General features: G+C 70.5%; 13 protein-coding genes. 9 read left to right on the forward strand and 4 right to left on the reverse strand.

Features of this window, described 5'->3' with window-relative positions; translation table 11 throughout:
- Window positions 1-47: 47 nt before the first annotated feature.
- The 5 genes from QA861_RS30190 (at window position 48) to QA861_RS47215 (ending at window position 5,799) form a co-directional block, all read left to right on the forward strand.
- A complete protein-coding gene (locus QA861_RS30190) occupies window positions 48-1,073 on the forward strand; it encodes a 6-phosphofructokinase (RefSeq protein ID WP_334591842.1) in 1,026 nt (341 codons plus the stop codon).
- Between the two features lie 160 nt (window positions 1,074-1,233).
- Complete coding sequence (locus QA861_RS30195) at window positions 1,234-2,184, forward strand: cytochrome c oxidase assembly protein (protein WP_334591843.1); 951 nt, start codon at window positions 1,234-1,236, stop codon at window positions 2,182-2,184.
- Window positions 2,185-2,364: 180 nt separating this feature from the next.
- Window positions 2,365-3,642, forward strand: a complete 1,278-nt coding sequence (locus QA861_RS30200) for a DUF6777 domain-containing protein (protein WP_334591844.1) — start codon at window positions 2,365-2,367, stop codon at window positions 3,640-3,642.
- Between the two features lie 122 nt (window positions 3,643-3,764).
- The gene (locus QA861_RS30205; protein WP_443041603.1) at window positions 3,765-5,615 is read left to right on the forward strand and encodes a serine/threonine-protein kinase; all 1,851 of its coding nucleotides are present in this window, start codon (window positions 3,765-3,767) and stop codon (window positions 5,613-5,615) included.
- A 13-nt stretch (window positions 5,616-5,628) separates the two neighbouring features.
- Window positions 5,629-5,799, forward strand: a complete 171-nt coding sequence (locus QA861_RS47215) for a hypothetical protein (protein ID WP_443041604.1) — start codon at window positions 5,629-5,631, stop codon at window positions 5,797-5,799.
- Between the two features lie 76 nt (window positions 5,800-5,875).
- Here the strand turns inward: QA861_RS47215 and QA861_RS30215 are convergent, their stop codons facing one another.
- Genes QA861_RS30215 through QA861_RS30230 form a run of 4 tightly spaced genes read right to left on the reverse strand, consistent with a single transcriptional unit; the run spans window position 5,876 to window position 10,049 of the window.
- On the reverse strand, window positions 5,876-7,090 hold the full coding sequence (locus tag QA861_RS30215; protein ID WP_334591845.1) for a sensor histidine kinase: 1,215 nt from the start codon (window positions 7,088-7,090) through the stop codon (window positions 5,876-5,878).
- The gene (locus tag QA861_RS30220; RefSeq protein WP_334591846.1) at window positions 7,087-8,850 is read right to left on the reverse strand and encodes a sodium/solute symporter; all 1,764 of its coding nucleotides are present in this window, start codon (window positions 8,848-8,850) and stop codon (window positions 7,087-7,089) included. Before QA861_RS30220 ends, QA861_RS30215 begins: the two co-directional genes overlap by 4 nt.
- Window positions 8,851-8,898: 48 nt before the next feature.
- The gene (locus QA861_RS30225) at window positions 8,899-9,264 is read right to left on the reverse strand and encodes a hypothetical protein (RefSeq protein ID WP_334591848.1); all 366 of its coding nucleotides are present in this window, start codon (window positions 9,262-9,264) and stop codon (window positions 8,899-8,901) included.
- A 17-nt stretch (window positions 9,265-9,281) separates the two neighbouring features.
- A complete protein-coding gene (locus QA861_RS30230; protein ID WP_334591849.1) occupies window positions 9,282-10,049 on the reverse strand; it encodes a LytR/AlgR family response regulator transcription factor in 768 nt (255 codons plus the stop codon).
- A gap of 100 nt (window positions 10,050-10,149) precedes the next feature.
- On the opposite strand from QA861_RS30230, the gene QA861_RS30235 reads away from it, so the two are divergent.
- The 4 genes from QA861_RS30235 (at window position 10,150) to QA861_RS30250 (ending at window position 13,918) form a co-directional block, all read left to right on the forward strand.
- Window positions 10,150-10,665: an Lrp/AsnC family transcriptional regulator gene (locus QA861_RS30235; protein ID WP_334591850.1), complete on the forward strand. Its 516-nt coding sequence runs from the start codon at window positions 10,150-10,152 to the stop codon at window positions 10,663-10,665.
- A gap of 124 nt (window positions 10,666-10,789) precedes the next feature.
- Window positions 10,790-11,602, forward strand: coding sequence for a dimethylargininase (gene ddaH / locus QA861_RS30240; protein WP_334591851.1), 813 nt, complete (start codon window positions 10,790-10,792; stop codon window positions 11,600-11,602).
- On the forward strand, window positions 11,599-12,861 hold the full coding sequence (rocD, locus tag QA861_RS30245; protein ID WP_334591852.1) for an ornithine--oxo-acid transaminase: 1,263 nt from the start codon (window positions 11,599-11,601) through the stop codon (window positions 12,859-12,861). Before ddaH ends, rocD begins: the two co-directional genes overlap by 4 nt.
- Before the next feature lie 307 nt (window positions 12,862-13,168).
- Window positions 13,169-13,918: a lysophospholipid acyltransferase family protein gene (locus QA861_RS30250; RefSeq protein ID WP_334591853.1), complete on the forward strand. Its 750-nt coding sequence runs from the start codon at window positions 13,169-13,171 to the stop codon at window positions 13,916-13,918.
- Window positions 13,919-13,999: the final 81 nt, after the last annotated feature.

Genomic DNA, 13,999 nt, shown 5'->3' on the forward strand with positions numbered 1-13,999 from the left:
GGACAGCGTGGTCCGGTCCCGGCCCACGTGGAGAAGGATCTCGGGCGATGCGCATTGGTGTCCTGACGTCCGGCGGCGACTGCCCCGGCCTGAACGCCGTCATCCGGTCCGTCGTGCACCGCGCCGTCGTGGACCACGGTGACGAGGTAATCGGCTTCCGGGACGGCTGGAAGGGCCTCCTGGAGTGCGACTACCTCAAGCTCGACCTCGACGCGGTGAGCGGCATCCTCGCTCGCGGCGGCACCATCCTCGGCTCCTCGCGGGTCCGTCCCGAGCAGCTGCGGGACGGCGTCGAGCGGGCCAGGGGCCATGTCGAGGAGCTCGGGCTCGACGCGATCATCCCGATCGGCGGCGAGGGCACGCTCAAGGCGGCCCGGCTGCTGTCCGACAACGGCCTGCCGATAGTCGGTGTCCCGAAGACCATCGACAACGACATCGCGGTCACGGACGTCACCTTCGGCTTCGACACGGCCGTCGGGGTCGCCACGGAGGCCCTGGACCGGCTGAAGACCACCGCCGAGTCCCACCAGCGCGTCCTGATCGTCGAGGTCATGGGCCGCCACACCGGCTGGATCGCCCTGCACTCCGGCATGGCCGCGGGCGCCCACGCCATCGTCGTACCGGAACGCCCCTTCGACATCGAGGAGTTGGCCGCGCGCGTGGGTGAGCGGTTCGCGGCGGGCAAGAGGTTCGCGATCGTCGTCGCCGCGGAGGGTGCGAAGCCGCGCGCGGGCTCGATGGAGTTCGACGAGGGCGGCAAGGACGTGTACGGCCACGAGCGCTTCGCCGGGATCGCCCGGCAGCTCTCCCTGGAGCTGGAGGAGCGGCTCGGGAAGGAGGCGCGTCCGGTGATTCTGGGGCATGTGCAGCGGGGTGGGACGCCTACGGCCTATGACCGGGTGCTGGCCACCCGGTTCGGGTGGCATGCGGTGGAGGCCGTGCATCGGGGGGAGTTCGGGCGGATGACGGCGCTTCGGGGGACGGACATTGTGATGGTTTCGCTGGCTGAGGCTGTGGAAACGTTGAAGACGGTTCCTGAGGCTCGGTACGCGGAAGCGGAGTGCGTGCTTTAGGGGTTGTTCGTCGGGTGCGGGTCCGCTGTAGCTGGTCGCGCAGTTCCCCGCGCCCCTAAAAGCTGAAAGCCCTGCCCCCGGTCACAAGTGCCGTCGGGGGCGGTTCTAGTCTGGTCGGGACAGACAGCGCGCAATCAGTACGAAACCCTGGAGCCGGCGGATGGACCACAGCGGGCACGGTACGACCATGGATCTTCTGCCCTTCACTCTGGGGCGGGGGCTCGGGTGGTCCGCCGACCCGTTCTTCCTGATCGCCTGTCTGGCGGGGCTCGGCCTCTACGGGTGGGGGGTCGTGCGGCTCACCCGGCGTGGGGACAAGTGGTCCGTCGGGCGGACCGTCTCCTTCGTGCTCGGCGTGCTGACCGTCATGCTCGTCATGTGCACCAGGCTCAACGACTACGGCATGGTCATGTTCAGCGTGCACATGGTGCAGCACATGGTCATCAGCATGGTCTCGCCGATCCTCATTCTGCTCGGCGCGCCGATCACGCTCGCCCTGCGGGCGCTGCCGGTCGCCGGACGGGGGCGGAAGGGGCCGCGTGAGCTGCTGCTGGCGCTGCTGCACAGCCGGTTCATGCGGATCGTCACGCACGCGGCCTTCACCATCCCGCTGTTCATCGCCAGTCTCTACGTCCTGTACTTCACACCGCTCTTCGACTTCCTGATGAGTTCGAAGGCCGGGCACATCACGATGATGTGTCACTTCCTCGCCGTCGGGCTGATCTTCTTCTGGCCGATCATGGGCGTCGACCCCGGCCCGAACCGGCCCGGCTATCTCATGCGGATGCTGGAACTGTTCGCGGGCATGCCGTTCCACGCGTTCTTCGGGATCGCGCTGATGATGGCGTCGACACCGATGGTCGACTCGTACCGGAATCCGCCCGCCTCGCTCGGCATCGACGCCCTGTCCGACCAGAACGCGGCCGGCGGGATCGCCTGGGCGTTCAGCGAGATCCCGACCGTACTGGTGCTGCTGGCCCTGCTCTTCCAGTGGCACAGCTCCGAACAGCGGCAGGCCAAGCGTCAGGACCGGGCCGCCGACCGCGACGGCGACAAGGAACTTGAGGCGTACAACGCCTATTTGGCCTCACTGAACGCACGTGGGCGCTGAATCAACTTTCTTTCCCGTTGCCTGAAACACTTTCGTATTCAGTAGCATGGACGTGACGTATCCGCCGGGGGGAGCGGTATGACACTGCATGCTTTCAGGAAATCCGGGCTTCAGCGGTTGTTCATCGCACTGTTGTGCGTTCTATTCGCCAGTGGTTGCGACAGGGAGGCACCGCTGACGATGGTGAAGGCGGTGGCTTCGGGGGTACCTTCCCTCGCGCCGTTCTTCGACGAGAACAGCGGCCTGGGTCATGACGCCCAGATCCGTTCGCAGCCCGCACACGGCAGCAGCCTGCAGCAGGGCAGCACGCCCGGGCTGTACGGGGGCACGAAGAAGCCGACGGTCTGCGACGTCCACCGGCTGGAACAATTCCTCACCGACCCCAGGAACAACAGGAAGGCCCACGAATGGGCACGTGTGGTCGATATTCCACAGGGTAGGATTTCCGCCTATCTCGACCGGCTCACGCCCGTTCTCCTGCGTCACGACACCCTCGTGAAGAACCACGACTACAAGAAGGAGAAAGCGGTCCCCTTCGACGCGCTGCTGCAGGCGGGAATCGCGGTTCTCGTCGATGAAGCGGGAGTTCCCGCAGTGAAGTGTTCATGCGGAAATCCACTGAGGCCGTTCAAGGGCGCCACGAACCGTATTTCCGTCGAGTTCGAGGACGGCAACAAGAAGTGGCGCGACTACGACGCCGACGAGGTCGTGCTCGTCCGGCCCGCGCCCAGCAAGGTCGACCGGTTCGCGCTCGTCGACGTGGACGAACCGGAGCGGGGTATCTACCGCCGGACCGGCACCAAGGGTGAGGCCGACAAGGTGTTCGACACGCGCGAGCGTCATCAGGTGCCGCGCCTCGCCGGGACGACGTTCGGCGCGGCGAGCAGTCGCCTCACGAACCTGGGCCTGGCGACAGCGTACGACAGCGCCGGGCTGCCCCCGTCCAACGCCACCGTCACCGGGTCGGACCCGGGGCCGGGAGCCGCGCTCCCCTTCGGCTCGTACGTCACGCTCAACGTCCACATCAAGTCCGGGGCACCCGACGACGGCAGCGGAGGAGGGAGCGGCGGCGCCACTCCCTCCGGGGCGGGCACAGGGTCGGAGTCCGGGGCCGGGACGGGGTCGGGGTCACCGCCAGGTTCCGGGGTTACCTCGGCTCCGGGATCTGACCCGCCGTCACCCGGCGGGACCGACGCGTCGACTCCGTCGACCGCTCCCCCGACGTCTCCACCCTCGTCCAGCGACAAGCCCACGCCGAGTGCGTCCGAGCCGCCCTCGCCCGATCCCACACCGTCCGGACCTGGCAGCAGCACCCCCGACACCAAGCCCACCGGCGAGCCGCCCTCTCCGGAGCCGCCGGCCCCGCCGAGCGAGACATCCAGCCCACCCCCAGAAGCGAGCAGCCCACCTCCGACGACCGCCACGACCTCAGCTCCCTCGGAAACGCCGAGTGCGTGACCGCGCCCCTCAAGGGGTGCGGGGCCGTATCGAGATGCGGCTCCGCCGCGGGGCGCGACCAGCCCCCACCGGCCCGTAGCCGACGAACCGCACATCCAGCGGGGCAGACCTGGGAGTCACGGATGCCATCAGGACCATCAGGACCACCCACCTCAGGAGTGGGCCGGGTCATCGCCGGCCGTTACCTCCTGCTCAACCAACTCGGCAGTGGCGGCATGGGCCACGTCTGGCTCGCCCACGACCAGAGACTCGCCTGCGAGGTCGCCCTCAAGGAGATCGCGTTCCGCGACCCGGTCGAGGCCTCCGACGAGCGCGCCTCCCGAGTCGCCCGGGCCCGCGCCGAGGCCCGGCACGCGGCCGGGCTGCGCGGCAACCCGAACGTGGTGACCGTGCACGACGTACTGGAACACGAGGGCCTGCCGTGGATCGTCATGGAGTACGTGGCGGGCGCCCTCGACCTGCGTGACCTGATCGGCATGCGCGGCCCGCTGGCACCCGACGAATGCGCCCGCATCGGCCTCGCCGTCCTGGACGCGCTGACCGCCGGACACGAGCAGGGCATCATGCACCGGGACGTGAAGCCCGCGAACATCCTGCTGGCGCCGGACCGCACAGGGACGCCGTACTCCCGGATCCTGCTCACCGACTACGGCATCTCGGTGCAGCCGGACGCGGACGAGACGCGCTACACGCTGACGTCCGCCCTGGTCGGCACGGCCGGCTATCTGGCGCCCGAGCGGGCCACCGGCGGACCGCCGACCGCCGCCGCCGACCTGTTCTCGCTGGGCTGCACGCTCTACCACGCCGTCGAGGGCGTCGGGCCGTTCGAAAGGGACACGCATTTCGCGGAAGTCACCGCCGTGGTCATGGAGGAGCACCGGAAACCGGAGCGGGCGGGCGCGCTGGGGCCCGTGCTGGAGGCGATGCTCGACAAGGACCCGGACCGGCGGATCACGGCGGCCAGTGCGGAAGCGGCCCTGGACCGCATCGTCACGCCCCAGGCCGACCCGTACGAGCACGCCAGGACGGACCCGGGGTCGCTGCCGCCATGGGGTGCGCCGGAGCAGTTGTACGGGCCTCACCACTCCCCCGAGTCCCCACCCATGGGCGTCTCCCCCGCCCGGTCCGCGCCCCCGCCGGAACCGTCGCCGCGCAGCCGCGCCCTCCCGGCGGCTCTGGGCGCCCTGGTCGGGATCGCACTGGCCGGTGTCGGCCTCTGGTTCACCCTGGACGGGCCGCCGGGCGGCGACGAGGGGACCGCGCAGAAGCCGTACGGCGGCCCCGTCGGTCTCGCCGCACCCCTGGCGGTGGGCGACTGTGTGTTCGCCGACTGGCCCGGCGGCGCGCGCTTCGAGGGGACGCCACGACTGACCGTGGACCCGGCCTGCGGGGGCGCGGCGCCGGACGGGCAGGTGGTGGCGGTCGTGGACGCCCCGTCCGTCGCCGAGGCGCGGGCGCAGGGGCCAGGCGAGTGCGAGGAGCGGACCCGCGATCTCAGGGAGAAACTGGCGGACGTACGCGGCTATGCCGTCGTGCCGGTAGAGGGCGGGTTCCGGGCCGCCGAGGGGCGTACGGCCTGTCTGCTGCTCGGTGCGAACGGGCCGGTGTACGGGCCGCTCGGGCCGTTCCGCGCTGCCGGGCAGGCGTTTCGCGACACGGCCGGCATGCAGAAGCGGGACTGTCTGAGGTCGCCGTCCGGGCGGGAGGCGCGGCTGGTCGCCTGTAGCGAGCCGCACGACGAGCAGGTCCTCGGATTCACTCGGCTCGACGCCGCCGTCCCCTTCGAGGAGGCGCGCGACGTGTCGGACACCGCCTGCGCGAAGGACGTGCCGCCGACCGACTACGGCTTCGATCCTTCGGTCTACGAGGCGGGGTCCTGGACGGGCCGCGGAGCCTGGGACTCCGGAACGCATTTCGTCGTGTGCACCGTGCGCAGGCAGAACGGGGGCACCATGGAGGGAGAAGAGCCATGAGGAGGGTGTTGCGATGCCCGGTTCCACGAACAGTTCCACGAAGACCATGGGGGTGCTCACCGTAGGCGGGCTCGTCGTGGTGACGGCCTACACGGTGGCGCTCGGCAGCAACGGCTGGCTGTGGTTCGGCTGGGTGGTGCTGGGTCTCATCACTCTCGGGATGGTGGTCGCCCGGCCCACCTGACGCTCGTATCGCCGTAGCAGCCCCACACCCGTAGGGGCCGTACACCCGTATGGGCTAATGGGTCGGTCGGGGCGGGTCAGTCCTCGAAGAGCCGCCCCGCCGAGTGGACGCCCGGCTGGTACTTCGGCAGCCGGGCGGTGATCTTCATACCGGCGCCGAGCGCTGTCTCGATGACGAGGCCGTGGTCGTCGCCGTAGACCTGGCGGAGCCGGTCGTCCACGTTCGAGAGCCCGATGCCGCCGGACGGGCTGGCCTCGCCCGCGAGGATACGGCGGAGCAGGACCGGGTCCATGCCGGCGCCGTCATCCTCGATGACGACCAGGGCCTCGGCGCCCGCGTCCTGCGCGGTGATGCTGATGTGGCTCTTGCCCGCTGCCGCTCCCTTGCCCTCCAGGCCGTGTTTGACGGCGTTCTCGACGAGGGGCTGGAGGCAGAGGAAGGGCAGGGCGACCGGGAGGACCTCGGGGGCGATCTGGAGGGTGACGGTGAGACGGTCCCCGAAGCGGGCTCGGACGAGGGCCAAGTAGTGGTCGATGGCGTGGAGTTCGTCGGCGAGGGTGGTGAAGTCGCCGTGCCTGCGGAACGAGTAGCGGGTGAAGTCGGCGAATTCCAGGAGCAGTTCACGGGCACGCTCGGGGTCGGTGCGGACGAACGAGGCGATCACCGCGAGCGAGTTGAAGATGAAGTGCGGGGATATCTGAGCGCGAAGTGCCTTGATCTCAGCCTCGATGAGACGGGTGCGGGACTGGTCGAGGTCCGCCAACTCCAGCTGGACCGAGACCCATCTCGCGACCTCCCCGGCGGCGCGGACGAGGACCGCTGACTCGCGGGGCGCGAACGCGACCAGTACGCCGTGGACGCGGTCGTCGACGGTGAGGGGGGCCACGACGGCCCACCGCAGGGGGCAGTCCGGGGCGTCGCAGGTGAGGCGGAGGGCCTCACCCCGGCCGGTCTCCAGGGGGCCTGTGAGGCGTTCCATGATCTCGGCGCGATGGTGTTCGCCGACGCCGTCCCAGACGAGGACCGACTCCTGGTCGGTGAGGCAGAGGGCGTCCGTGCCGAGCAGGGTGCGCAGCCGGCGGGCCGAGCGGCCCGCGGTCTCCTCGGTGAGGCCGGCGCGCAGCGGGGGCGCCGCGAGGGAGGCGGTGTGCAGGGTCTCGAAGGTGGCGTGCTCGACGGGGGTGCCGAGGCCGCCGAGCCGTTCGGGGCGGGCGGTGTGTCGGCCGAGCCAGAATCCGGCGGCCAGCAGCGGGAGGATGGCCACGCAGAGCCCGGCGAGGAATCCGCTCATGGCCGCGTCACCTCCGTGCGCGCCGGTCCCCCGAGACCGAGGCCGCCGTGACCGGCGTGCGCCCCTGACAGTTCCTCCGGGAGGTGGAAGCGGGCCAGGATGGCCGCCGTACCGGCCGGGACGCGGCCCGGGGTGGCCAGGGACACCAGGACCATGGTGAGGAAGCCCAGGGGCACGGACCAGAGGGCGGGCCAGGCCAGTAGCGCGTGCAGGGCGCCCGTGCCAGGGAAGCCCGCCATGGTGGCGGCCACGGCGACGAGCGCGGAGCCGCCGCCGACGAGCATTCCGGCGGCGGCGCCGGGCGGGGTCAGCCTGCGCCACCAGATGCCGAGGACGAGCAGCGGGCAGAAGGAGGACGCGGACACGGCGAAGGCGAGCCCGACGGCGTCGGCGACGGGGAGGCCGCCGACGATGGCGCTGGCGGCGAGCGGTACGGCCATGGCGATGACCGTACCGAGCCGGAAGTGCCGTACCCCGCGTGAGGGCAGCACGTCCTGGGTGAGGACGCCGGCGACGGCCATGGTGAGCCCCGACGCGGTGGACAGGAACGCGGCGAAGGCGCCGCCGGCGACCAGTGCGCCCAGCAGGTCGCCGCCGAGGCCACCGATCACCCGGTCGGGCAGCAGGAGGACGGCGGCATCGGCGTTGGAGGTGAGGGCCAGTTCGGGGGCGTAGAGACGGCCCAGAGCCCCGTAGACGGGCGGGAGGAGGTAGAAGGCGCCGATGAGGCCGAGGACGGCGACGGTGGTGCGGCGGGCGGCGACGCCGTGCGGGCTGGTGTAGAAGCGGACCACGACGTGCGGCAGGCCCATGGTGCCGAGGAACGTGGCGAGGATCAGGCCGTACGTGGCGTACAGCGGGCGTTCCTCGCGGCCTGCGGCGAGGGAGGTCGACATGCCGCCGCCGGTGCCGCGGTCGGCCTGGGGGACGGCGGCGCCCTTGGCGAAGGTGAGGCGGGTGCCTCGGTCGATGTGGTGGGTTCCGGCGGGCAGGTGGAGGACCTGGTCCGTGTGCGGGCGGCCGTCGACCGTGCCGGTCACGGTGACGGTGAGCGGGGCTTTCAGCTTCAGGTCGAGGCCGTCGTCGACGCGGACGACACGCTGTTCGCGGAAGGTGGCGGGTTCGTCGAAGGCGTGGCGCGGGGCGCCGTCGCCCTGCCAGGCGGGGACGAGGAAGAGGGCGGGGACGAGCAGCGCGGTGAGTTTCAGCCAGTACTGGAAGGCCTGGACGAAGGTGATGCTGCGCATGCCGCCGGCGGCGACGGTGGCGACCACGACGACGGCGACGATGACCCCGCCGGCCCAGTCGGGCGCGTCGGTCAGTACGGCCAACGTCAGCCCGGCGCCCTGGAGTTGGGGCAGCAGATAGAGCCAGCCGACGCCGACGACGAAGGCCCCGGCGAGCCGTCGCACGGCCTGGGAGGCGAGGCGGGCCTCGGCGAAGTCGGGGAGGGTGTAGGCGCCGGAGCGGCGCAGCGGGGCGGCGACGAAGAGCAGCAGCAGGAGGTAGCCGGCGGTGTAACCGACGGGGTACCAGAGCATGTCGGGGCCCTGGACGAGGACGAGGCCCGCGATACCGAGGAAGGAGGCGGCGGAGAGGTACTCCCCACTGATCGCGGTGGCGTTGAGGCGGGGGCCGACGGTGCGGGAGGCGACGTAGAAGTCGGAGGTGGTGCGGGAGATGCGCAGGCCGAACGCACCGACGAAGACCGTCGCCACGACGACCAGGGCGACGGCGGGGACGGCGTAGTTCTCGTTCATCCGGACCGGTTCCCGTTCGTATTCCTGTTGGCGTTCCCGTTCATGACGTCAGCGGTCCTGGTCCTCGACCAGCCGGACGAAGTCCCGCTCGTTGCGTTCGGCGCGCCGCACGTACCAGCGGGCGAGCAGTACCAGCGGCGCGTAGAGGCCGAAGCCGAGGATCAGCCATTCCAGGTGGTGGGCGTCGGGCATCGCGGCGAAGAGGAGCGGCAGCGGGGCGATGAGCAGTGCGAGGACGGCGAACACGGTGAAGGCGGCCCGGAGTTGGGAGCGCATCAGGGAGCGGACGTAGGTGTGGCCGAGGGTGGTCTGTTCGTCGATCTCGGTGCGCGGCCGGTAGTAGCCGGAGGTCCGGCGGGTGCGCCGGGGCGGCCCGGTGACGACGACCCGGCGTTCGGAGGGTTCCTGGGGCATGGGTAGGACTCCGCCCCTCAGCCCGCGGGCCGGCGCATCAGCAGGTCCCGCAGCTCGCGGGCGTGCCGTCGGCTGACCTGGAGTTCCTCGGCGCCGACCAGCACGCTCACTGCGCCCGCGTCGAGGCGGAGTTCGCCGATGTGGCGCAGGGCGACGAGATGGCGTCGGTGGATACGGACGAACCCGCGGGCGCGCCAGCGCTCCTCCAGGGTGGAGAGCGGGATGCGTACGAGGTGGCTGCCCCGGTCGGTGTGCAGACGGGCGTAGTCGCCCTGGGCCTCGACGTGGGTGATGTCGTCGACGGCGACGAAGCGGGTCACGCCGCCGAGTTCGACGGGTATGTGGTCGGGGTCGGGTTCGTGCACGGGTATGGGGGCGGGGACGGGCGGGGCGCCGGTCCGCAGTTCGGCGGCTCTGCGGACGGCCTCGGCGAGGCGTTCCTTGCGCACCGGCTTCAGCACGTAGTCCACGGCCTTGAGGTCGAACGCCTGGACGGCGAAGTCCTCGTGGGCGGTGACGAAGACGACGAGCGGCGGCTTGGCGAACCCGGTGAGGAGGCGGGCCAGGTCGAGGCCGTCGAGGCCGGGCATGTGGATGTCGAGGAACACCACGTCGATGGCCTCGGGCCCGCCGGGTCCCGACTCCAGTGCCCGGTTGATGCGGCGCAGCGCCTCGGTCGCGTCCCCGGCTCCCTCGGCGCTGCCGATCCGGGGATCCGCGCGCAGCAGGTAGAGCAGTTCCTCCAGGGAGGGGCGTTCGTCGTCGACGGCGAGGGCGCGCAGCATGAAGGTGGAGTGTAGGTGGAATTCGTACGTGTGCACATGTGCGGGGTGTGCGAGCGGCGATCGCGCGCGGTGCCCGCCGGTCGCTGGATACAGTGCCCGGATGAACAGCAGGCCGGCGCCTTTCGACGAGCTGGACCGGAAGATCATCACGACCCTGATGGCGAACGCCCGTACGAGCTTCGCGGAGATCGGCGCGGCGGTCGGACTGTCGGCCACGGCGGTGAAGCGGCGGGTGGACCGGCTGCGTGAGACTGGCGTGATCACCGGGTTCACGGCGACGGTGGAGCCGTCGGCGCTCGGCTGGAGCACGGAGGCGTACGTCGAGGTGTACTGCGAGGGCGCGGCGCCGCCCCGGCGGCTGGCGGAGGTGGTGCGCAACCATCCGGAGATCACGGCGGCGATGACGGTGACGGGCGGCGCGGACGCGCTGCTGCATGTGCGGGCGACGGATGTGGAGCACTTCGAGAACGTGCTGGAGCGCATCCGCACCGAGCCGTTCATCCGGAAGACGATCAGCTACATGGTGCTGTCCCACCTCCTCCCGGAAAGCCCGGAGGCGGGCGCCACCCACCCTGCTCCGAACAACCCTTCGGGAAACGCATCAGACCTGCGTTGACGCCGCCAAAGACGCAGGATTCCTGCGCGGACACGCAATCGTTGTCGCTTGTCGAGCGTCGGGCTCAGTTCCTACCGTGGTGTACATCCCACTGGAACACTGCAGGAAGCGGAGGAACCCCTCTGTGCCCGAAAGCCGTGTGCCGCGCCCCCGGCGCTTTCTTGTCTGTGAACCCAGACATTTCGCCGTGCAGTACGCGATCAACCCCTGGATGAACCCCGACACCAGGGTGGATGTGGATCTGGCCCAGGAGCAGTGGCGCTCACTGATCAGCGCCTACCGCGCTCATGGCCACACCGTGGACACCGTGGAGCCGGTCGTCGGCCTGCCCGACATGGTGTTCGCGGCGAACTCGGCGGTCGTCGTCGACGGCCGTGTCTTCGGCTCCTCCTTCCACGCCCCCGAGCGCCGCCCCGAGTCGACCGCGTACGAGACGTGGTTCAAGTCGGCGGGCTTCGACGTGTACCGCCCCGAGTCGGTGTGCGAGGGCGAGGGCGATCTGATCCCCGCCGGCCGCTGGATCCTGGCGGGCACGGGCTTCCGTACGACCCGTGAGGCTCATCACGAGGTGCAGGAGTACTTCGGGGTCCCGGTGATCGGTCTCAAGCTGACGGACCCGTACTTCTACCACCTGGACACGGCGCTGTTCGTCCTGGACGACAGCAACATCGCGTACTACCCGGACGCGTTCTCGCCGGGCAGCCGCGAGGTGCTGGCCCGGCTGTATCCGGACGCGGTCGTGGCGACCCGCGAGGACGCGATGACGTTCGGGCTGAACTCCGTCTCGGACGGCCATCACGTCTTCATCGACCCGGGCGCCACGGCCCTCGCCGCCGAACTGGCCCGCCACGGCTACCTTCCCGTCCCCGTCGACCTGTCGGAGTTCCGCAAGGCCGGCGGCGGCATCAAGTGCTGCACTCAGGAGATCCGCTCATGACCGCACTCACGGACACGAACACGGGCGCAAGCACGGGCACCGGAACCGGTACGCGCAGCTCCGCGGACCTGATCCGCGCCGAGGAACCGGTCCTCGCGCACAACTACCACCCGCTGCCCGTGGTGGTGGCCCGCGCCGAGGGCGCCTGGGTCGAGGACGTCGAGGGCCGCCGCTACCTGGACATGCTGGCCGGCTACTCGGCCCTCAACTTCGGCCACCGCCACCCGGCGCTGATCGAGGCGGCACACCGACAGTTGGACCGTCTCACCCTCACGTCCCGCGCCTTCCACAACGACCGTCTCGCTCAATTCGCCACCTCCCTGGCCGAGTTGACGGGCCTGGACATGGTCCTGCCGATGAACACCGGCGCGGAGGCGGTCGAGAGTGCCGTCAAGGTGGCCCGCAAGTGGGCGTACGACGTGAAGGGGGTGCCCGCCGACCGGGCGACGATCGTGGTGGCGGCGGACAACTTCCACGGCCGTACGACGACGATCGTCAGCTTCTCGACGGACGAGACGGCGAGGGCGGGCTTCGGCCCGTTCACGCCGGGCTTCCGGATCGTCCCCTACAACGACCTGGCGGCCCTGGAGGAGGCGATCGACGAGACGACGGCGGCGGTCCTCCTGGAGCCCATCCAGGGCGAGGCGGGCGTCCTCATCCCGGACGACGGCTATCTGACCGGCGTACGCGAACTGACGCGCCGCAAGGGCTGTCTGTTCGTCGCGGACGAGATCCAGTCGGGCCTGGGGCGCACCGGCCGCACGCTCGCGGTCGACCACGACGGCGTCGTCCCGGACATGCTGCTCCTCGGCAAGGCCCTGGGCGGGGGCATCGTGCCCGTGTCGGCCGTGATCGCCCGCCGGGAGGTCCTCGGGGTGCTGCGCCCGGGCGAACACGGTTCGACGTTCGGCGGCAATCCCCTCGCCGCGGCGGTCGGCCAGGCGGTGGTCGAGCTGCTGGAGACCGGCGAATTCCAGCGCAGGGCGGCCGAGTTGGGCATCGTCCTGCGCGACGGCCTGACCGGGCTGGTCGGCAAGGGCGTCGTCGGATTCCGGGCGCGCGGGCTGTGGGCGGGCGTCGACATCGACCCGGCCATCGGGACCGGGCGGGAGATCAGTGAGCGCCTGATGCGGGAGGGCATCCTCGTCAAGGACACCCACGGCTCGACGATCCGGCTGGCGCCGCCGCTGACGGTCACCGGGGAGGAACTGGAGACGGCGCTGGGCACGTTGGAGAGGGTGCTGACGCAGGGAGCCTGACGGCGGACGGCACGGCGGCGGCTCTGCCCAGCCCTCACCCGGGCGGGCGGTCCTGCCGCCGTGCCGTCCGGGCAGGCAGGCAGCGGGCTGACGCGCAACTGCCTGGCGGGGCGCCCTCACGGAGGGCGGCTTCGCGGAGCTGGACCGCATGTGGAGGTGGGTTTCAAGCGTCTCGACGAGGTCCTTCCGGACAGTATCTGAGGCTGATCACCCCCGTTACAGGCGACCGCCTCGGCACATACACTGACGTCCCGACGCGCACCCCGTTGACCTGGGTTGACCTGCATTGATCTGAGGAGCGAGCCCCTTGTTCTACTACGTACTCAAATACGTGCTGCTCGGGCCGCTGCTGAGACTCGTCTTCCGGCCCCGGATCGAGGGGCTCGAGCACGTGCCTTCGTCGGGCGCCGCCATCGTCGCCGGTAATCATCTGTCGTTCTCGGACCACTTCCTCATGCCCGCGATCCTCAAACGGCGCATCACCTTCCTCGCCAAGGCCGAGTACTTCACGGGTCCCGGGATCAGGGGGCGGCTGACCGCGTACTTCTTCCGCAGCGCCGGACAGATCCCGGTGGACCGGTCCGGCAAGGAGGCCGGGCAGGCGGCGATCCGTGAGGGGCTCGGGGTGCTGAGCAAGGACGAGCTGCTCGGTATCTATCCGGAGGGCACCCGGTCGCACGACGGGCGGCTGTACAAGGGCAAGGTCGGGGTCGCCGTCATGGCGCTCAGGGCCCAGGTGCCCGTCATCCCGTGCGCGATGATCGGCACCTTCGAGGCGCAGCCGCCGGGCAAGGTCATTCCGAACCTCCATCCCGTGGGGATCCGCTTCGGCAAGCCCCTCGACTTCTCCCGCTATGAGGGGATGGAAGGCGAGAAGGCGGTGCTGCGGGCCATCACCGACGAGATCATGTACGCCATTCTCTCCCTCTCCGAGCAGGAGTACGTCGACCAGTACGCGGCCGTCGCCAAGAAGGAGGAGGCCGAGAAGAAGGCCGCGGAGAAGAAGGCGGAGAAGGAGCAGCGGGGGCGTAAGTTCCCGCGAATGCCGCTCAGTTGAACTGCCGGGGTGGCGTGCCGGGGTTGTCGGCCGCAGCCACGGTCTGCTCGTAGCTAAGTCCTCCCGGAATCGTCGGTCCAG

The organism is Streptomyces sp. B21-083 (assembly GCF_036898825.1).
GTDB lineage: Bacteria > Actinomycetota > Actinomycetes > Streptomycetales > Streptomycetaceae > Streptomyces.

Excerpts from the sequence above, each read along its gene's own strand:
- QA861_RS30230 (WP_334591849.1), bottom strand. The coding sequence starts at position 10,049 with ATGCTGCGCGCCCTCGCCGTCGACGACGAACGCCCCTCCCTGGAGGAA.
- QA861_RS30205 (WP_443041603.1), top strand. The coding sequence starts at position 3,765 with ATGCCATCAGGACCATCAGGACCACCCACCTCAGGAGTGGGCCGGGTC.
- QA861_RS47215 (WP_443041604.1), top strand. The coding sequence starts at position 5,629 with ATGCCCGGTTCCACGAACAGTTCCACGAAGACCATGGGGGTGCTCACC.
- QA861_RS30220 (WP_334591846.1), bottom strand. The coding sequence starts at position 8,850 with ATGAACGAGAACTACGCCGTCCCCGCCGTCGCCCTGGTCGTCGTGGCG.
- rocD (WP_334591852.1), top strand. The coding sequence starts at position 11,599 with ATGACCGCACTCACGGACACGAACACGGGCGCAAGCACGGGCACCGGA.
- QA861_RS30215 (WP_334591845.1), bottom strand. The coding sequence starts at position 7,090 with ATGAGCGGATTCCTCGCCGGGCTCTGCGTGGCCATCCTCCCGCTGCTG.
- QA861_RS30200 (WP_334591844.1), top strand. The coding sequence starts at position 2,365 with ATGGTGAAGGCGGTGGCTTCGGGGGTACCTTCCCTCGCGCCGTTCTTC.
- QA861_RS30195 (WP_334591843.1), top strand. The coding sequence starts at position 1,234 with ATGGACCACAGCGGGCACGGTACGACCATGGATCTTCTGCCCTTCACT.
- QA861_RS30225 (WP_334591848.1), bottom strand. The coding sequence starts at position 9,264 with ATGCCCCAGGAACCCTCCGAACGCCGGGTCGTCGTCACCGGGCCGCCC.
- QA861_RS30235 (WP_334591850.1), top strand. The coding sequence starts at position 10,150 with ATGAACAGCAGGCCGGCGCCTTTCGACGAGCTGGACCGGAAGATCATC.
- QA861_RS30190 (WP_334591842.1), top strand. The coding sequence starts at position 48 with ATGCGCATTGGTGTCCTGACGTCCGGCGGCGACTGCCCCGGCCTGAAC.